At 70.4% G+C, this 19,830-nt stretch carries 13 protein-coding genes; 5 read left to right on the top strand and 8 right to left on the bottom strand.

What is annotated here, in order from left to right; all coding sequences use genetic code 11:
* Positions 1-11 precede the first annotated feature (11 nt).
* The 7 genes from AAG801_RS12095 to AAG801_RS12065 form a co-directional block, all read right to left on the bottom strand.
* Complete coding sequence (locus AAG801_RS12095; protein ID WP_341888588.1) at positions 12-7,061, bottom strand: SDR family NAD(P)-dependent oxidoreductase; 7,050 nt, start codon at positions 7,059-7,061, stop codon at positions 12-14.
* Positions 7,061-12,331, bottom strand: coding sequence for an amino acid adenylation domain-containing protein (locus tag AAG801_RS12090; protein WP_341888587.1), 5,271 nt, complete (start codon positions 12,329-12,331; stop codon positions 7,061-7,063). Before AAG801_RS12090 ends, AAG801_RS12095 begins: the two co-directional genes overlap by 1 nt.
* Before the next feature lie 5 nt (positions 12,332-12,336).
* Positions 12,337-13,029 (bottom strand): 4'-phosphopantetheinyl transferase superfamily protein, encoded by a 693-nt coding sequence (locus AAG801_RS12085; RefSeq protein ID WP_341888586.1) that lies wholly within the window; start codon positions 13,027-13,029, stop codon positions 12,337-12,339.
* Positions 13,016-13,759: an alpha/beta fold hydrolase gene (locus tag AAG801_RS12080; protein WP_341888585.1), complete on the bottom strand. Its 744-nt coding sequence runs from the start codon at positions 13,757-13,759 to the stop codon at positions 13,016-13,018. Before AAG801_RS12080 ends, AAG801_RS12085 begins: the two co-directional genes overlap by 14 nt.
* Before the next feature lie 5 nt (positions 13,760-13,764).
* The gene (locus AAG801_RS12075) at positions 13,765-14,013 is read right to left on the bottom strand and encodes an MbtH family NRPS accessory protein (protein WP_341888584.1); all 249 of its coding nucleotides are present in this window, start codon (positions 14,011-14,013) and stop codon (positions 13,765-13,767) included.
* A 159-nt stretch (positions 14,014-14,172) separates the two neighbouring features.
* Positions 14,173-14,418 carry a DUF4880 domain-containing protein gene (locus AAG801_RS12070; protein WP_341888583.1) on the bottom strand — a complete coding sequence of 82 codons (246 nt, stop codon included), beginning with the start codon at positions 14,416-14,418 and terminating at the stop codon, positions 14,173-14,175.
* Between the two features lie 39 nt (positions 14,419-14,457).
* Positions 14,458-14,991 carry a sigma-70 family RNA polymerase sigma factor gene (locus tag AAG801_RS12065; protein ID WP_099791604.1) on the bottom strand — a complete coding sequence of 178 codons (534 nt, stop codon included), beginning with the start codon at positions 14,989-14,991 and terminating at the stop codon, positions 14,458-14,460.
* A gap of 175 nt (positions 14,992-15,166) precedes the next feature.
* Here AAG801_RS12065 and AAG801_RS12060 point away from each other — a divergent pair, with 175 nt between their 5' ends.
* The 5 genes from AAG801_RS12060 to AAG801_RS12040 all read left to right on the top strand — a co-directional run bounded on the left by AAG801_RS12060 (position 15,167) and on the right by AAG801_RS12040 (position 18,495).
* Positions 15,167-16,006, top strand: a complete 840-nt coding sequence (locus AAG801_RS12060) for a plasmid replication/partition related protein (protein WP_341888582.1) — start codon at positions 15,167-15,169, stop codon at positions 16,004-16,006.
* A 390-nt stretch (positions 16,007-16,396) separates the two neighbouring features.
* Complete coding sequence (locus AAG801_RS12055) at positions 16,397-17,074, top strand: hypothetical protein (protein ID WP_341888581.1); 678 nt, start codon at positions 16,397-16,399, stop codon at positions 17,072-17,074.
* Positions 17,071-17,595 carry an ATP/GTP-binding protein gene (locus AAG801_RS12050; RefSeq protein WP_341888580.1) on the top strand — a complete coding sequence of 175 codons (525 nt, stop codon included), beginning with the start codon at positions 17,071-17,073 and terminating at the stop codon, positions 17,593-17,595. Before AAG801_RS12055 ends, AAG801_RS12050 begins: the two co-directional genes overlap by 4 nt.
* Before the next feature lie 100 nt (positions 17,596-17,695).
* On the top strand, positions 17,696-18,025 hold the full coding sequence (locus AAG801_RS12045) for a hypothetical protein (protein WP_225616761.1): 330 nt from the start codon (positions 17,696-17,698) through the stop codon (positions 18,023-18,025).
* A 110-nt stretch (positions 18,026-18,135) separates the two neighbouring features.
* Positions 18,136-18,495: a hypothetical protein gene (locus tag AAG801_RS12040; protein WP_101489402.1), complete on the top strand. Its 360-nt coding sequence runs from the start codon at positions 18,136-18,138 to the stop codon at positions 18,493-18,495.
* Between the two features lie 34 nt (positions 18,496-18,529).
* On the opposite strand, the gene AAG801_RS12035 is transcribed toward AAG801_RS12040, so the two are convergent.
* Positions 18,530-19,830: penicillin acylase family protein (locus AAG801_RS12035; RefSeq protein WP_341888579.1), on the bottom strand; the 1,301-nt coding region annotated here is incomplete at its 5' end.

Here is a 19,830-nt window from a genome sequence, read left to right as displayed (position 1 = left end):
CGTCCTTTCGTTCATGCGCCTTGCGCGTCGGTCAGGCGGGCATCGGCGCCGCGCGCGCCGTCGTCGAGCGCGGCGCGGTCGAACATCGCGCCCATCGCCACCACGATCTTTCGCGGGCCCTCGAAGGGGTCGCGTGCATGGGCCGCGAGCATGTTGTCGAGCATCACGACGTCGCCCTGGCGCCAGTCGAAGCGCACGGCACAGGCCTCGTAGGCCTCGCCGACGATGGCCATGGTCTCGTCGGCGATGGGCGAGCCGTCGCCATAGGTCACGTGGCGCGGCAGGCGCTCTACGCCGCCCATGGCCAGCAGGTCTTCGCGCACCTGTGCTTCGAGGCAGGCGACGTGGTGCAGCTGCACCTGGTTGAAGAACACGCGCTCGCCGGTCAGCGGATGGCGGATCACGGCGGGGCAGCGGGTGCGCGTCTGCAGCGTGTCGCCGTCGAACCAGCGCCATTCGATGCCGGCGGCGGCGAGGCGCGCCTCGACGTCGACGCGGCGCTCGGTCTTGTAGAAGTCTTGCCAGCTCACGTCCAGACCCGGCGTGAAGGTGCGCACGTACTGCAGCCCCTTGCGCTCGAAGCCGGCCACCACCTCGGCCGGCAGGCGGCGCAGCATCTCGCGGCAGTCGACGATGGGCGTGGCGCCGCCCACGGGCGACGGCAGCTCGCAGAAGAACCACTGCTTGCGCGGCCAGCGGTCCAGGTGCGCGCTCTCGTTGTGGAACAGGATCATCTGGCGCTCGGGGTACGGCGTGGAGCGGTAGGTCTTCTTGCCGCCCTCCTTCTTCGGCAGGTCGCCGTAGCTGCCGTACAGCTCGGGCTCGATGGCCTCGGCAAAGGCCTCGAAATCCTGCGGGGTCTTCAGGCCGAAGTCGCGGAACAGGATGCCGCCGTGCTTGGCCACCAGCATCTCGATGTAGTCGGCCTGGCCCTTGGCCCAGGCGACAGTGTCGAGCTCGGGGCTGGTGGCCTGCAGCACGATGGGGAATTCGGCGCCGGGCTTCAGGAACGAGGTCTGCACGGCGGGCCGCGCGGCGGCGCGCACGGGGGCGCGGCCGGCGCCCAGGGCATCGAGCTTTCCAAGTTTGCCGAGCTTGTCCAGTTTCGAGGCCGGGCGGACGTTGGGAACATTGGTCATGGCGATGGATTCCTGCATAGGCATGGGGGCCAGCGCGTCGACGGTCTGGCCGGGCGTGGCGACGATCCGCTCCAGCAGCGCATGCCACGAAGCGGTGAAGGTTTCGACGGTCTCCCGCCGGTAGAGGTCGGTGGCGAACACCCACTCGGCGGTGAGCGCGCCGTCGTGTTCGCTGGCGAACACCGCCAGGTCGAACTTGGATTCGTTCATCTGCTGGGGCAGCACCTCGACCTCGGCGCCTTCGATGGCAAACCGGATTTCGGGTGTGTTCTGGAGCACGAAGAGCACCTGCACCAGCGGGTTGCGGTCGCGTGCGCGCGGCACGCCCGACAGCTCGACGATGCGGTCGAAGGGAACGTCCTGGTGGTCCATTGCGGCCAGGGTGTCGGCCTTGGTGGCGGCCAGCCATTGCGTGAAGTCGGTCGCGACATTCGTGCGACGCGAGCGCAGCGGCACCACGTTGACGAAGAAGCCGAGCAGCCCTTCGAGGTCCGGGTGGCCGCGGCCTGCGACGTCGGTGCCGATGACGATGTCGTCGGCGCCCGAGGCCTGATGGAAGAACAGGAAGAACGACGACAGCAGCAGCGTGAACAGCGAGGTGTCCGACGCGCGCGCGAGCGCGGCCAGCGACTGCGACAGCGCGGGCGAGAGCGTGAGTCGCACCGAGTCACCAGCGTGCGTGGGCACAGCCGGGCGCTGGTGGTCGGGCTTGATGCCCGAGGCCTGCGGCGCACCCGCCAGCCGCTCGCGCCAGAACGCAGCCTTCGGCGCGAAGCCGTCGGAGGCGAGCGCGCGCGCATACCAGGCGGCGTAGTCGGCGTACTGCACGGGCAGCGGTGCCAGCTGGAGCGGCTGGCCGCGCCGTGCACGTTCGTAGAACGCGGCCAGCTCGCGTGCGAACACGGCGATCGACCAGCCGTCGAACACGATGTGGTGCACCACGAGCACCAGCACATGCTCGCGCGCCGCCATGCGCACGACGGTGGCCTTGATGAGCGGGCCTTCGGCCAACGCGAGCGGGGCGCGCACCAGCTCGTCGAACAGTTGGCCGTAGCGCGCGCCGTCGTCGAGTGCGATCAAGGGAATGTCGAGCGGCGCGCCGGGGCGCACGACGGCCATGGGCTCGCCGTCGTCGTCCTCGGTGAACACGGTGCGCAGCACCTCGTGGCGCGCCACGATGGCGTCGATGGCGGCGCGCAGCGCGCCGATGTCGAGCTCGCCGTGCAGCGCGAGGCCGGCCGACATGTTGTAGGCCGCGCGGCCGCTGCGGTTGGCGGCGTCGGTGAGGCGATCGACCAGCCAGAGGCGGCGCTGCATCGGCGACAGCGGCAGCGCGCCGCCCCGCGCGACGGGCGTGATCTCCATCGCGCTGCGCTGCGGTGCGGTAGCGGTCGAGGCGACGCCGAGCCGCGCGGCCAGGCCGGCGATGGTCGGTACCTTGAAGAATTCGCTGGGGTGCAGCTCGGTCGCGTAGAGCTTGCGCACGCGCGACAGCAGCTGGATGGCGACGAGCGAATCGCCGCCGAGTTCGAACAGGTTGTCGTCCACGCCGATGGGTGCGATGCCCAGGCGCTCGGTCCACAGCGCGGCAAGCGCGGTCTCGACCTCGCTCTGCGGTGCGACGAACGGGGTCTGCAGCGCGGGCCGGGGATGCGCCGAGCCTGCGGCGGCGGCCGGTGCCTCGTCGCCGAGCAGGTCGAGCATGCCGTTGTCGAGCGGGCCCAGGCGCGTGGCCAGGTCCGCGGTCGAGATGACGGTCTGCGCGCGCACCGGGCCGTTGACGATGCGCTCGAAGACGCGTGCGCCTTCGGGGCCGTCCATGCCGATGTCGTCGGGCACGTCCATGTGCGCAGCCATGCCCAGGCCGCGCCAGGCGTCCCAGTTGACCGAGAACACCGGGAACGCGCCGAGCCGTTCATGCGCGACGGCCACGGCGTCGAGGTAGGCGTTGGCGGCCGCGTAGTCGCTCATGCCCAGGCCGCCGGCCACGCTGGAGATGGACGAGCACAGCAGCACGAAGTCCAGCGGCTGGCCGCGCAGCGCATCGAACAGCACGCGGGTGCCGCGCACCTTGGTCGCGAACACGGTGTCGACCTGCGCGCGGGTGCGTCCGGCCATCATGCCGCCGCCTGCATCGCCGGCCGCATGCACGACGCCGTGCAGCGGGCCGAACCGGGCATGGGCCTGTGCGAGGGCGGCGCGCATCTCGTCGGCGTCGGACACGTCGGCCGACACGGTGAGCACCTGCGCGCCGAGCGCTTCGAGTTCGAGCAGTTGCTGCAGCCGCAGCTTCAGAGCGGCGGGTGTGCTATTCGTCGCCATCAGCACGGACCACTCGGTGCGCGCGGGCAGCGCCGTGCGGCCCAGCAGCACCAGCCGCGCCTGCCACTGCACGGCCAGGTGCTTCGCCAGCGCGAGGCCGACACCGCCGAGGCCGCCGGTGATGAGGTAGACGCCCTCGTGACGCAGCCGAGGTTGCGCGGCGGCGGTCAGCGTCGCGGGTTCGTAGGTCTTGATCCAGCGGTGCGCGCCACGGCAGGCCACCAGCGGCTCGCCAGGCTCGGCCTGCAGCGCCGCGGCCTCGGCCACGATCTGCGCGACCAGCCGGCCTTCGGCATCGCTTTCGGGCGCGGGCAGCACGACGTCGATCACGCGGCAATGCACGCGCGGGTATTCCTGTCCGATCACCTTGCCGATGCCGCGCAGCGTGGCCTTCTCGGGGCACAGCGGCTCGGTGCCGGTGACGTCTTCGAGCTGGTTGGCGACAACGGCCAGCGGCAGCGTGCGGTCGCCGACTGCTAGCGATTGCACGAGCGCGAGCAGGCTGAAGAAGCTGCGTTCGAGCAGCTCGGCCTGCGGCTGCTGCGCGGGCAGCGCTTCGTCGAGGCCCCAGAGGTGGTAGATGCCGGCGATGGCGCCGAAGTCGGCGGCGATCTCGGTCTGCAGGCGGGCGTGGTCGTCGCGTGCGCCGGGGCGCAGCGTCCAGTGGCCGTGGCCGGTGCGTGCGAAGGCGTTGCCGCGCTCGACCAGCAGCACCGTGCGGCCCTGCGCACGCAGCTGACGCACGAGGTGACCCGTGAGGCTGCGGCTGTCACCGAGCACGAGCAGGCAACCGTCGGTCGATGCCGGCGGCGCGAACGCCAGCGGTTCCGTGCGCTGCCACGAGGGCACATAGAACGCATCGGCGTTGCTGCGTTGCGGCGCCCTCGCACCACGGGGTGCTTCGACCCAGTAGCGGCGGCGCTGGAACGGGTACGCCGGCAGCGGCACGCGCCGACGCGCGGCGCCCGCACGGCAGGCGGCCCAGTCGATGTCCACGCCCGCGACCCACAGCTGCGCCAGCGTCTGCGCGATCTGCTGCGCGTTGCGTGCCTGCTGCTGCGGGTGCGCCTGGCTGGCGAACACGCCGGCGGCGGTGTCGGCCAGCGGATGCTGGCGCGCCAGGCCCGCCAGCGTTTCGCCGGGGCCGACTTCAAGCAGCACGCGGCCCGGCACCTGCAGCAAGGTGCGCACGCCGTCGACGAACTGGACGGTGCCACGCAGGTGCTGCGCCCAGTAGGCGGGGCTCATGGCCTCCTCGGCGGTGATGAGTTGACCCGTGACGTTCGACACGAAGGGAATGGTGGGCGGGCGGCGCGGCACCGAAGCGATGAGCGCTTCGAGCGGCGCGAGCAGCGGCTCGGTCATCGCCGAGTGCGAGGCGATCGACACATGCAGGCGGCGCGGCAGGTGGCCCGCCGCGCGCAGCCGCGCCTCGGCGGCCTCGACCGCGTCGCGCGGGCCGGAGATCACGCACAGCTGCTCGGCATTGGCGGCGGCCAGGTCGCAGCCCGGCGCCAGGAACGGTGCGAGCGCGGCCTGCGACAGCGGCACGGCGGTCATCGCGCCAGGCGGCATCGACTGCAGCAGGCGCCCGCGCAGGGCCGCGACGCGCAGCGCGTCTTCGAGGCGGAACACGCCCGCCAGGCAGGCCGCGACGTACTCGCCGAGGCTGTGGCCCATCATCACCGCGGGCCGCACGCCGCGGCGCATCCACCACTGCGCCATCGCGTATTCGATGACGAAGAGTGCGGGTTGCGCGAGCGCGATGTCGAACAGCCGCGCGTCGGCCTCGGCTTCGCCACCGGGCGTGGGGAACAACACCGTGCGCAAGTCGAAGCCCAGCTCGGGCTCCAGCAGCGCGCAGCAGCGGTCGATGTCGTCGCGGAAAGTCGCGTCGTCCTCGTAGAGCGCGCGGCCCATCTGGGCGTGCTGCGTGCCGCCGCCGGGGAAGAGGAAGACCACCTCGGGCGCCTGCGCGGGTGCGGCGCGCTGGGCCAGGCCTTCGCCCGCCGAGAGCATCTGCACCGCGCCTTCGGCGTGGTCGGCCACGACGGCGCTGCGGTGCTCGAAGGCGCGGCGGCCAGCCTGCAAGGTGTGGGCGATGTCGGTGAGCGGCAGCGCGGGGTGCGCGCGCAGATGCTCGGCGAGCTGCTGCGCGGCCTGTCGCGTCGCGGACGCGCTGCGGGTCGACAGCGGCAGCACCTGCCAGCCTGTCGTTGATTCGGACGCAGCAACGGGCGGCGCCTCTTCGAGCACGACATGCACGTTGGTGCCGCCGATGCCGAAGGAGCTGACGCCCGCACGACGCGGTGTATCCCCCTCTGGCCACGGCAGTGCTTCGGTGTTGACACGGAACGGGCTGTTCGCGAAATCGATCTGCGGGTTCGGTTGCGCGAAGTGCAGGCTCGGCGGCAGCGTGCGGTGGCGCAGCGCCAGCGTCGCCTTGATGAGCCCGGCCACGCCGGCCGCCGCATCGAGGTGGCCGATGTTGGTCTTGACCGAGCCGATGGCGCAGTAGCCGCAGCGCCCGCCATCGCCGCCATCGGCACGGAAGGCTTGCGTGAGCGCGGCCAGCTCGATCGGGTCGCCCAGCGTGGTGCCCGTGCCGTGCGCCTCGACATAGCCGACCGTGTGCGCGGGCACGTCGGCCATCAGCTGCGCTGCGCGGATCGCGCCGGCCTGGCCCTGCACGCTCGGTGCGGTGAAGCCGATCTTGTCGGCGCCGTCGTTGTTGGCGGCCGTGCCCTTGATGACGGCGTGGATGGTGTCGCCGTCGCGCAGCGCATCGGCCAGCCGGCGCAGCACGACGATGCCTGCGCCGCTGCCGATCACTGTGCCCGCAGCCTTGGCGTCGAAGGCGCGGCAGTGGCCGTCGGGCGAGAGGATGGCGCCGTTCTGGTAGCGGTAGCCGCCCTCCTGCAGCAGGTTGAGCCACACGCCGCCGGCCAGCGCCATGTCGCAGTCGTGGCTCAGCAGGCCCTGGCAGGCCATGTGCACGGCCACGAGCGAGGTCGAGCATTCGGTCTGCACGCTGACGGCCGGGCCGCGCAGATCGAGCTTGTAGGCGACGCGCGTGCACAGCGAGCCGGCGGAGTTGCCGCTCATGAGGCCCAGCATGTCGGCGATGCCCGTGCTTGCGTCGATGCCGAAGGCGGGCAGCAGGTGCTTCATGAGGTAGAGGTTGGGGCCGTCGCCCGCGTAGACGCCGACCGGCGCCCCGCCCTTCTTCCCAGTCGGCCAGCCCGCGTGGTCCATCGCCTCCCAGGCGCATTCGAGAAAGATGCGCTGTTGCGGATCGAGGTGCTCGGCCTCGCGCGGCGAGTAGCCGAAGAAGCCGGCATCGAAGCGGTCGTAGCCGTCGAACAGCACGCCGGCCTTCACGTAGTCGGGGTCGGCCAGCGCGCGCTCGGGCACGCCGCGCGCGCGCAGTTCGTCGTCGCTGAAGGCCGTGACGGACTCGACGCCGTCGCGGATGTTGCGCCAGAAGGCGTCCACGTCGGGCGCGCCCGGAAAGCGGCCGGCCATGCCGACGATGGCGATCTCGAGGCCCGTGGGGCCCGTGGTGTCGGGGGAAAGCGGGGTGTCGTCTTGCGCGTGCATCAGAGGGTTCTTTCCGTGGGTCGGCGGCGTTGCAGCAGGGCCGCGCGCTGTTGCTGCGCGCGCTGCTTCGCCAGCGCGGCGTCGTCGGTGGCAGCGGCGGGGCCGCGCCCGAGCTGCTCGATGTGTCGGGCGAGCGCGCCGACGGTCGGGTACTTGAAGAGGTCGACCACCGCGAGGCCGGGCTGCAGGCGGTCTTCCACCAGCCGGTGCATGCGGATCACGAGCAGCGAGTTGCCGCCAAGGTCGAAGAAGTTGTCGTGCAGACCGACTTGTTCGACCTTGAGCAGCTCGGCCCAGATCGCGGCCAATGTCTGCGCGACGTCGCCGCGAGGGGCTTCGTAGCCTTGCGTGCCGGCGGCGGCCGGCGCAGGCAATGCGCGGCGATCGACCTTGCCGTTGGCGCCGAGCGGGAAGCTGTCGAGCACCATGAGCGCCGAGGGCACCATGTAGTCGGGCAACGCCTGTGCCAGCTGCGTCTTGAGCGTGGTCGCGTCGAGCGATACGCCCGCAGCGGGTGCGACGTAGGCCACGAGCAACGGGCCGGCCGCGCCCTCATGCAGGCACACCAGCGCCTCGCGCACGCCGGGTTGCTCGCGCAAACGCGCCTCAACCTCGCCAAGCTCGATGCGGAAGCCCCGCACCTTCACCTGGTGGTCGAGCCGCTCGAGGTACTCGAGCTGACCGTCGGCGCGCCAGCGCACGAGGTCGCCGGTGCGGTACAAGCGACCGCCTGCGGCATCGAAGGGGTCGGCGATGAAGCGCTCGGCCGTCAGGGCTGCGCGCCCGAGGTAGCCACGCGCCAGACCTTCGCCCCCGAGGTACAGCTCGCCGGGCACGCCCTGCGGCACGGGCTGCAGGTCGGCATCGAGCACATGGGCGGTGCGGCGGCCGACCGGGCGGCCGATGGGGGCGTAGCCCTGCACGGTGGCCTCGGCCTGCGCAGACCACAGGGTCGGCGTGATCACGGCTTCAGTCGGGCCGTAGGCATTCACAACCCTTGCGGGGCGCAGCACGCGGCGGATCAGCGCGAGGTCTTCACCCGTCCAGGCTTCGCCGCCGAAGAGCGCGAGGCGCACGGCGTGCTGGAACGGCGGCTGGTCTTGCAGAAGCTGGCGCGCGTAGGCCGGCGGCAGGTCGACCACGCTGACGCGGTGGCGCTGCAGCAAGGCGTCGAGTTCGCTGGCGAGCGAGCACCACTGCGGCTGCAGCACCAGCGCGGCGCCGGTGGCCAGCGGCAGCAGGCACTGTTCGATGGCCGCATCGACATGCGGCAATGCGAACTGCAGCGAGCGGTCGTCTGCCGTGAGGCCGCAGGTGTCGGCCATGGCCTGGAGGTGCATCGACAGCGCGCCGTGCGCCACCGCCACGCCCTTGGGGCGGCCGGTGGTTCCCGAGGTGTGGATCACGTAGGCCAGGTGGTGGTCATGCAGCGCGACCTGCGGCGCCTCGTCCGGTTCGTCGTCGAGCGATGCGTCATCGACCGCGAGGCGGGCGACGGTGCCGCCCTCGCCCACGGTGCTGTGACTGCCGGTCAGCAGCAGCGCGGCGCCGCTGTCGGCCAGCAGTTGCGACAGCCGCTGCGGCGGGTGCGACGGGTCCATGGGCAGGTAGGTGCCGCACGCCTTCAACACGGCCAGCAGGCTGACGACGCGATCGATGGGGACATCGACGGCCACGGCCACCAAGGTGTCGGGCCGCACGCCGTGGCGCAGCAGGCGGTGTGCGAGGCGGTTGGCGCGGCGGTCGAGTGCGGCGTAGGACAGTTCGGTGTCGCCGGCGATCAGCGCGATGGCATCGGGTGCGCGGCGAACGTGCGCTTCGAAGAGGCGATGCGCGGGTGTCGCGGTGGATGCGAGCGACGTGCCCGTGCCCCAGGCGTGCAGTTGCGCCTGCTCTTCAGCAGCGAGCCACAGCGCATCGCCCACGGCGCGGGCCGGATCTGTTGTCAGCGTTTCGAGCAGCGCGCGGTAGTGCGCGGCCATGCGCGCGACGGTCGCGGCATCGAACAGCTCGGCGGCCGTGGTGAAGACCGCACGCACCTGGCCGTCGGCGCGCTCGCGGATGTCGAGCGCGAGTTCGCATTGCGCGGCGCTGTCGTCCATGCGGTACTCGTCGACCGCCAGGCCCGGCAGACCGCGCAGCACGGCCGTGTCTTCGCGCAGCAGGTTGAACATCACCTGGAACAGCGGGTTGTGGCTCAGGCTGCGCTGCGGCTGCAGGGCGTCCACGAGCTGTTCGAACGGCAGGTCCTGGTGGGCCTGCGCGCCGAGCGCGGCCTCGCGGCTCTGGGCGAGAAGTTGCGCGAACGGGGTACGGCCGCTCATCGTGGCGCGCAGCACCTGCGTGTTCACGAAGAAGCCGATGAGGCCCGTGGTCTCGGGGCGGTGGCGGTTGGCGACCGGCACGCCCACGCGCACATCGGGCTGGCCCGTGTAGCGGTGCAGCAGCGCCTGGAATCCCGCGAGCAGCACCATGAAGAGCGTGGCGCCATGTGCCTGCGCGGTGGCATGCAGGCGAGCGACGAGGGCCGCGTCGAGGTCGAAGGCATGCGAGGCCGCGCGGTAGTTCGCGACCGCGTGGCGGGGGCGGTCCGTGGGCAGGGCCAACACAGGATGCGCGTCGCCGAGCTGGGCGCGCCAGTAGGTCAGCTGGCGTTCGGCCTCACCCGCGGCGAGCCAGTCGCGCTGCCACGCGGCGTAGTCGGCGTACTGGATCAGCGGCGCAGCGAGCGACGGCGTTTCGCCCTGTGCGTGCGCGCCATAGGCGGCACCGAACTCGTCGAGCAGCACCTGCAGCGACGCACCGTCTGACACGATGTGGTGCGTGACGATGGCAAGGATGTGGCGCTCGTCACCAAGCTGGAGCCACGCGGCGCGCAGCACGGGGCCGGCAGCGAGATCGAAAGGCTCGGCCTGGAGCTTGCGCGCCTGCGCTGCGGCGGCACCTTCACGGTCGCCCTCCGGCAACGCGCGCAGGTCGATGTGGGCGAGCGCCAGCGGTGCCGTCGGCAACACCAACTGCCCGACCGTGCCGTCCGCCGCCGTGCGGAACACGGTGCGCAGGCTCTCGTGGCGTGCGAGCAGGCCTTCGAGCGCTGCGGTCATTGCATCGGCATTCAACGCGCCCGACAGGCGCAGCGCCACGCCCACGTGGTACGCGCCGTTCTTCGGATCGAGCTGCCAGAGGAACCACTGGCGGGCCTGCGCATGCGACAGCGCGAGCAGCCCCGCGCGGCGTTCGGCCGGCAGGGCCGGAATCGGCTGGTGCGCGCGGCGCTGGCCGAGTGCCAGCACGCGCCGCAGTTCGCGCGCGAGGTCGCCCAGGCGCGGCTGTTCGAACAGCGCACGCAGCGGAAAGTCGATGTCCCAGCGCTCGCCAACGCGCGCGGCCACCTGCGTGGCGGCGAGCGAGTTGCCGCCGTGGGTGAAGAAATGCGCGTCGCGCGCCAGCGGGCGTTCGGCGGGGCGGCGCAGCACCGCGTGCCAGATCGTGGCCAACGCCTGCTCGACGTCGTCGAGTGCGGCTTCGGACGTGTCGACTGCAGCCGGTGCGCTGCCGCCCAGCACAAACGCGCCGTGGGCGTAGATGGCATAGGCATCCGCCGTGCGATCGATCCAACCCTCGCGACAGGCACCGCGCTGCAGCTTGCCGCTCGTGGTCTTGGGCATGCCGCCGGGGTTGAGCAGCATCACGACCGACAGCGGCTCGCCGCACTGTTCGCTCACGGCCGCGCTCAGCGCCTCGACCAGCACATCGGGGCGTACGAGCTTCTGGATGCTGCGCGACACCTCGGCCGCGAGGCCGATGCCCTCGCCTTCGGGCCCGTCGACCGCGAAGGCTGCGACGCGGCCCTTGCGCACGGCCTCGACCTCGCGCTCCACTTCGCGCTCGATGTCCTGCGGGTAGAGGTTGTGGCCGCGCACGATGACGAGGTCCTTGATGCGCCCGGCCACGTAGAGCTGGCCGCCGTGCACGAAGCCCAGGTCGCCGGTGCGCAGCCAGCGCGTGCCGTCCTGCACGACGAAGGTCTTCTGCGACACCTCGGGCTTGTTCCAGTAGCCGCTGCCCAGGCTCGGACCCGAGGCCCAGATCTCGCCGACGCCGTCGTCCGCGCACACGGCGAGCGTGGCCGGATCGACGATGCGCACCGCATGGTGCGCAACGGATCGACCGCAGCCGACGAGCACGGTGCCCTCGTCATCGCGCACCACGGCGCCTTGTGCCAGCCGTGCCTTGTCGAAGCCGTGCGCGACCATGCCGCTGCCGCGGTGCCCGCCCGTGACGAACAGCGTCGATTCGGCGAGGCCGTAGCAGGGGTAGACCGCTTCGGCCGGGAAGCCCGCAGGTGCGAAGCGTTGCTGGAACGACCGCAGCGTGTCGGCGCGCACCGGCTCGGCGCCGGAGAACGCAAGGCGCCACGACGACAGGTCGAGCCTGGCCAGCTGCGCGTCGGACACCCGGTCCAGGCACAGGCGGTAGGCGAAGTCGGGCCCGCCACTCACCGTGGCGCGCAGCCGCGACACGGCTTCGAGCCAGCGCACGGGCCGCTCGAGAAAGTAACGCGGCGATATCAGCGCCACGACCGTGCCGCGGTGCATCGGCTGCAGCAGGCCGCCAATGAGGCCCATGTCGTGGTTCAGCGGCAGCCAGGTGACGAAGGTGTCGCTGGTGCAGACCGAGAGGCCTTCCTCGATCGCGCGCATGTTCGCCATCAGGTTGGCATGCGTGACCATGACGCCCTTGGGCGCCGAGGTGGAGCCGGAGGTGTATTGCAGGAACGCGATGTCGGTGGCGGCCGGCGTGTGCGGGCGCCAGGTGTCGGCGCCGGTGGCGTCGATTTCGTCGACGGCGATGAGCACTGCCTGCGCAAAGGCAGCGTCCACGCCGGCCATCGCGTCGCGGATGGTGGCGTGGGTCAGCACGCAGCAGGCGCCCGCATCGGCGGCGATGCCTTCGAGCTTGCCCAGGTGGCGCTTGCGCGTGGACTCGGGCGGAAACACCGGCACGGCGACGAGGCCCACGTAGAGGCAGGCGAAGAAGCTCACGACGTAGTCGTCGCTGTTGTCCAACATGATCAGTGCGCGGCCGCCGGGCGCGAAGGCCTGCTGCAGGTGCGCCGCCAGGCCACGCACGCGCGCATCGAGCGTGCGGTAGCTGATGGGCGTGTCGCGTGCGCTGCCGTCACCGTCGGTGATGGCGATCAGGGCGGTGTCGTCGGGTCGCTGCGCGGCCAGGCTGCGCAGATGGGTCACGAAGTCCACGGGATGCATCGGGTTCACAGGGGTTGTTCCTTGGTGTGCCAGGCCAGCGCGGCGGCGTAGCCCGGCGGCGCGGACAGCGCCATCGCTTCGATGCCGGCCCACGCGGGCACGGCGCAGTCGACGGCGAGCGCGCCGTGGGCGTCGGGGTGGATGCCGACGCTTTGCAGGTGCTCGGCCATGCCGACACCGGCGGCCTTGAGCACGGCCTCCTTGCCGACCCAGCGTCGGTAGAAGGCGCGCGGCAGGTCGGCGTCGCTGCGGATTTCGCGCTGCTCGCGTGCGGTGAAGGCCATGGCGAGCAACGCATCGGCGTCGGCCATGAGGTCGCGCGCGCAGGCTTCGATGTCAACGCCCACGCAGCGCACGCGCACCGGATCGGCCAGCGCGATGAGCGCGTGATCGCCGGCGTGGGAGATGTTGAAGAGCGGCGCCGCCTTGTCACCGCCAGCCTCGACGAAGGGCTTGCCATGCGCGTCGGCACGCAGCGGCACGTCCACCGGACGGCAGGCGAGGCGCTGCGCGATCAGGCGGCGCACGGCGGCGCGGGTGTGGGCGAAGCGCACGCGGTCGGCGCGGCGGGCGAAGCGGCTAGCGCGTGCGTGTTCGTCGGGCGTGAGGTCGGCCCAGGCATCGCCGTCCTCCGCCGCAAGGTCGAGGTCCAGGCGGAGCAACGCGATGCCCGGCGGCAACGGCTCATGCCAAGGCATGAGCCGCATCGACGCCTCCCGCCATCACCGCCGGTGCGAGGTGCCGCGCCAGCGCGGCCAGCACGGAGGTCTCGTGCTGGCGGATGAAGAAATGGCCGCCCTCGAACCAGTCGAGCGTGAAGCGCGCATGCACGGTCTCGCCGGCCCAGGCCTGCATGCGCCACGGAGCGATGTCGTCCTGGCGGCCGGCCAGCACATGCAGCGGCACGGGCAACGGTGCGGGGTCGGTGTGCGCGAAGCTGCGGCACAGGCGGTAGTCGGCACCGAGGGTGTCGAGCGTCATGCGCAGCAGCTCGGGGCTGTCGAACAGCTCGTCGGGCGTGCCGCCCTGCTTGCGCAGGTCGGCGATGAGGGCCGCGTCGTCGGTGATGTCGAGGAAGCGGTCGGGGTCGCGCTGCGAAGGTGCCGCGCTGCCGGAGACGATCAGCGCGCTCGGCAACGGCCGGTGCTGTTGCCGCCAGTGCTGCGCCATGCCCCAGGCGAGCAACGCGCCCATGCTGTGGCCGAAGAGCGCGTAGCGCCCGCGCAGCACGGCTTCATGCTCGGCGCACAGTTGCGCGACCATGCGGTCGAAGTTTTCGACGAAGCTTTCACCCAGGCGCCCGCCGCGGCCCGGCAGCTCGACCGGCACGACCTCGATCCAGCGCGGCAGCGCATGCCGCCAGCGCAGGTACATGGTGGCGCTGGCGCCCGCGCAAGGCAGGCACAGCAGGGGCAGCGATGCCTGCATGTGCGTCAGGCGGAAGCGGAAGCGTTGTCGGTCTGCTGCTGCGCGGCCATCCAGTCGCGCAACGATTTCGGGCGCATGTCGGTCCACTGCGCTTCGACGTAGTCGAGCACGGTCTTCTTGTCGCCCTTGACGCCGTCGACGGCAGTCCAGCCGCCGGGCACGGCCTTCCAGTGCGGCCAGATGGAATATTGCGCTTCGTGGTTGACGAGCACGATGAAGGTCTCGTCCTCGCGGTCGAAACAGCTGGTAGACATGGGCGGTCCTCTTGGTAAGTGCAATGACGGGCAGGGTTTGCCCTTGCGATACAAGACGCGCCGCGAGGCCGGGTGTTTAGTCCTCGGTGCATGAAAACCGCGAACGGCTGCGCGGCGGCGAGGGCCGCTGTGGGAGCTGCGAAAAAAAGAGGGAACGGACTAGCGGGCCGCGTCTTCGGCGTCCGGCGAAGGGACGTCGTGCGCGGGCGGCACCAGGCCGACGAGCAGCCAGAGGCGGGCCGCCTCGGCGTAGGTCTGGCGATGGGCGGGATCGGCGGCGAGCCATTGCGCGAGCTCGGCGCTCGCGTCAGCATCGAGGGCGCCCTCACCGGCGTGCTGGCGGCGGACCCACGCCCAGGCAGTCTGCCAGGTGGGGTCGCTTTGCGGGTCGTTGCTGCTGCTCATCGGCGGCCATCGTAGCGCCGATGCGGTGCGTCGGAAAACTCAGGCGGCCTGCACGAGGTAGCGGCAGCTTTCGAGTGCGGCGTCGGCGTCCTTGATCATGAAGTTCACGAGCGTGGCGGAGCAGCCCAGGCGCGTGGCGATCTCGCGCTGCGTCAGGCCACTGAGGCGGTTGAGTTCGAACGCGAGGCGGGTGCGCGGCGCCAGCGCTTCGAGCACGCGGTCGATGGCCACCAGCGCCTGCCGCCCGCCGAGCACGCGGTCGGGCGCGTCGTTGCTGCTGGGTGGGCTCACGAGTTCGACGTCGTCGCAGTAGGTGCGGTAGCTGGCCTCGACGGAATGGTGGCGGTGGTAGTCGACCGCCACGTTGCGCACCACCTGGCAGCAATAGCCGAGCGGCTTGCGGACATCGCGCACCGAAGCGCCGTCGGCGAGCTTGAGGTAGGCGTCCTGCAGGACTTCATCGGCCAGGTCGGCGGTCCGGACGATCTTTTGCGCGACGCGCTGGAGCTGGGCACGGTTCGCGATGAAGACCTCCCCCAGCGTGGGCGCGGACGGGGAAAGCGACAGATCCATGGGTACTCCTGAAGTGTTCAAGGGCGAAGATGCAAATAAGAACTATTACCATTTGATGACGGAAGAGGGCCTGGTTTTTCACAGGTGCCCCTTTCTGTCTCTCTCCCTGCCTAGACGTTCGAGCGGCCGAAACCGAGACACCTAAAATTCCGCCCCTTACATTGCTCCCGTACCCATGAACATCGTCGTCAACGAAGAACTCAAAGCCTATATCGATCCCTTGACGCCGGAGGAGTACGAAGCCCTCGAACGCAGCATCCTCAACGAAGGCTGCCGCGACGCGCTGGTGCTGTGGGGGAACGTGCTGGTGGACGGCCACAACCGCTACGGCATCTGCCAGAAGCACGGCCTGCCCTTCCAGACCGTACAGAACACGCGCTTCAAGACGCTGCAGGACGTGCACCTGTGGATGATCGACCAGCACCTGGGCCGCCGCAGCATCTCCGACTACCTGCGCGGCGTGCTGGCGCTGCGCAAGAAGGACATCGTGGACGAGCGCCGCGCCCGCAGCACCGCCACCACCCCGACCACGTCGGACGACCCGCCCTTCGATGTCGACGACGCGCCCGCTTCGACTGCGTCTCCCGCGTCCGACGAGGCCCTGCCGCCGCCCGTGCCGATGAACAGCCGCGAGGCCATCGCCCGCGCCGCGCGCCTGAGCAGCAGCCAGGTCACGATGATCGAGAAGATCCAGAAGCAGGCCGCGCCCGAGCTGGTGGCGGCCGTGAAATCAGGCGTGATCTCGATCAACACGGCCGCAGCCGTCGCCTCCCTGCCTGCCGAAGAGCAGGTAACGGCCGCCAACGCCGGCAAGGACGAGCTCAAGCAGGCCGCCAAGCGCGTGCGCGAAGCCAAGCGCAAGCCGCGCGAAGCCGCGCCCGAAACCGAAGATGGCGCCGAACCGGCGTCGCTCGACGCTGTCCGGCAACTGGAACAGCGCGTGGCCGAACTCACGGCCGAGAACGCGGACCTGCGCCGACAAGTGGTCGACCTGCAGGCGCAACTGGCGAACTGACGCCCCGGCGGGCGCCGTTCTGCGCGCCCGCCTTTTTCACCACCCCCCTCTGACGCCTCGCGCGCCGCCCAGCGGCCCGCGAGGCTTTGTCGCGTCCGCGACCCACCGAAAACAGTTGTTCGTAATCTTGTGTTTTTATTTGCAACAACTGTTATATTTTCACATAACAATTCAAACAGAAAACTTTAGTTCTCTGACTCGGCATTGAGATCGGCGCCCCGCCCAACTTCCTCCAGTGAGTTCTCAAGTTGCAAATAGAACGGCGATGCCGCCACGAATCGGCGCTTTCGATACGGTTGAGCACACATCGTTCGGACGATCGGGCGTCGAACTGCAGCGTCCGGAGGAACCATGACGGGCGCTAACACTGTTCCCAAAGGTCAACGAGCCTTGCTGAGCTTCAGCGTCGAAGGGCTGCAGCACCGCGAAGAAGTACTGCTCAAGTCGCTGATCCGGCTGCTCGACCACCGGACCCACCAGAACTGGTCGTGGAAGGCTGAACAGGCCGATCTGCGGGTCGTCGGCGCGCAGATCGCGATCGCAGCGGCCTCGCCCCAGCCGGCGGTGCCCACGCTGACCGTCGCCCACGCCGACCCGCAGCGTGGCCCTTTCCTGGCCCTGCCGCTGCACACCGATGCGCTGGAAGTGGTGCTCAACCGCCTCGGCGCGATGGTGGTCCACGCCCGCGGCCTGGGGCTGGCCGTGACCGAGGTGCCGATGGGCGAGCACGAAGAATTCCGCATGCTGCGCTGGCCGCCGGCCGCCGTGCTCGAAGCGCCGATCCGCCTGCGGCTGGCCACGCTGATGACCAACCGGCCAGCGTCGGTGCTGTCGCTTCAGCAGCGCTCGCCCGCCACGCGCCAGGAGTGCGCGGACTTTTTGGCCGACCTGCAGCGCGCGGGCCTGCTCGAACGCGCCGCCAGCCCCGGCGTTCTTGTGGCCGCATCGGCCCCCGACAGCGTCTTTCCCGACAGCCGCTTCCCGGCACCGACGCGCGACGCCGTGCAGCCCGGCCTGCTGGCACGCATCAGGAACCGACTCGGCTTGCAGCCGCCAGGCCCTCAATGACCGTAGAACACAAGATCCTCTTCACCGGCACCATGGGCGCCGGCAAAACCACGGCCATCGCCGGCGTGAGCGAGATCCCGCCCGTGAGCACCGACGTGCGCAACAGCGACACCTCGGTCGCCAAGGCCACCACCACGGTCGGGCTGGACTACGGCGAACTCACGCTCGACAACGGCGAGAAGCTGCGCCTGTACGGCACGCCCGGCCAGATGCGCTTCGACTTCATGTGGCGCATCCTGGGCCGCGGCGCGCTCGGCGTGGTGATCCTCGTGGACAACAGCCGCCCCGACCCGCTGGCCGACCTCGACATCTACCTCGATGGCTTTGCCGAGCTGATCGCGCAGACCGCCTGCGTGGTCGCCGTGGGCCGCATGGAACACCACCCGAGCCCCGGCCTCGACGCCTACGCCCGGCGCATGGAAGCCAAGGGCGTCGTGTGCCCGGTGCTGCCGGCCAACGTGACCGATCCGCAGCAGGTCGTGCAGCTGCTGGAGCTGCTCCTGCTCCAGCTCGAGGTCTGACGCCGCGGCGCGTTCCCCTTCTTCTCTTTCTTCCATTCAGGCAGCAATGAACATCACTCCAAGAATCAGGCTTGCAGCGGAATCGGCCATCGACACCCTGATGCGGGAAATCAAAGGCGTGAAGGCCGTGGTGATCTCCACCGAAGACGGCCTCGAGCTGGCCGCGCGCGTCGAGAACACCGCGCAGGTCGCGCGCCTGTCGGCCATTGCCAGTTCGCTCGCCGCTTTGGGCGCCGTGGCCGGCGAGGAAAGCCAGCTGGGCCATTGCGACAACGTGGCCATCGAGGCCACCCACGGCCACATCCTGATGCTGCAGGCGCGGCACCCCGAGATGACGCTGATCGTGAGCGTGGTCACCAGCCGCGACGCCATCATCGGCCAGGTCCTCTACTTCGCGAAACAGGCAACGCAGCTGCTGCAGCACGCCTGACGCGGGCGCCGCACGCCGGCGCACCACAACACCCATTCGACACCGGTGGCCGCCCATCCCCTTCGCCCGGGTGGCCGCCGACTTTCAGGGGCGAGGACTAGGAGATTTCGATGGCAAATATCAAGCAATCCATGGACGAACTGATGACCTGCGACGGCGCCCTGTGCGCGGCGCTGGTCGATTCGAGCAGCGGCATGATCCTCGGCCAGATCGGCGCGGGCGTCGACCTCGAAGTGGCCGCTGCGGGCAACACCGAAGTGGTCCGCGCCAAGCTGCGCACCATGCGCGACCTGGGCCTGAACGACGTGATCGAAGACATGCTGATCACGCTCGGCAAGCAGTACCACATCATCCGCCCGATGCTGAAGAAGGAAGGCCTGTTCGTCTACCTGGTGCTGGACAAGGCCAAGTCGAACCTGGCGATGGCGCGCCGCAAGACGCTCGACGTTGAACAGAACATGACGGTGTGAGCGGCGTTGCCAGGCCCGGCGCCTGGCAACATTTCTACTCCCGCAATATGCGCCGCTCCAGCTTCGGGTCGGCCGCAATCTCTTCCTCGGTGAACGGCGGCGTCACCAGCTGCTTGCGCGAAAAAAGTTCGAGCTGATCGTCGTGGTGCGGCGACGCCGGATCGCTCGACTGCCCGCCCGCCATCATCACACGCGCCACCGGCTGGCCCTGCGCCCACGTGACCACATGCACGTACGACGTGCCAGCCATGATGTCGCCGTAGCCCTCTTTCGTGAGCGGCGCACCCTCGAGCGCATTGAGCACGCCCTGCCCGCCCGGGCCGCCATGCAGCGGCACGCGGCCGCGCGGCGTGGGCCGCGCCAGCATGTCGCCCCATCGCTCGTCGCCACGCAACCCCAACGCCGCGAGCGCATCCGCCGTGTCGCGGACGGCCGCGACGATGCCCGCCGTCACGCCCGGCGCCGACGACACCGGCCGCACACGGAACGGGTGCGCCGGGTCGTAGGGTTGCGCATACAGGCCCGGCACGTTGTCGAGTCGCGAACCTAATTCGACAAACAGCAAGGTGCCGCGGCTGTCGACGTTGTGGCGCCGGTCCCACGCGGCCAGGATGCCGCAGGCGCGCTGCACCGTGGCATCGCCCTTGGCGCTGGTGCAGGCGGCCAGCACGGCATCGAGCGTGGTCTCGGCCAGGTAGTTGCGATTGCCGAACACCATGTCGGTGGCTTCTGCCACGTCGATGCGGCCATCGGCCAGGCTGTCTTCGATCTGCCGCTGCGACATCAGCGTGCGCGCGCCGGGTGCCGCCTTCGGACTGCCGAGCAGCAATGAGTAGCCGTCGAGCTGACGGCCCACCAGCGAGAGGCTGTAGCTGTCGTTGCCGTTCTGCACGATGCCGCGCGTGGCGAGCGCCGGAAGACGGCTCGCCGGTGCCAGGCGCGGCCGGCCGTCGACATCGCGCACGGCGCAGGCGCTGCGGCGGCCGTCGAGCGCGCCCGGCACCGTGGCGTCGTCGGGTGGCGGCACGACGGCGCAGTCGCGCAATGCGGCATCGCCGATGTCGAGCAGCGGCCCCGACTCGATGTACATCGCCTGCCCCTGGCTGTCGCCCGCGATCAGGTGCGCGGTGATGCCGCGGTTGCGCGCCACGGCCTGTTCGAAGCCGCCGATGTCGCGCGCTTTTGCCACCGCGAGGATCTGGTCGAGCGCGCGTGCATTCGCCACGTTGGGGTCGGTCAGGGCATGCCAGCCGGCCGGGCGGCCCGCTTCCGCCGGCAACCGGTACAGCGGCCCGAGGTGCGAGTACGGCAGGCTGTGGTTGTGCGTGCGCACGC

Source organism: Variovorax sp. YR752, assembly GCF_943372545.1.
Note: the sequence above shows the minus strand (reverse complement) of the source record. Positions and strands in the feature narration are given on the sequence as shown.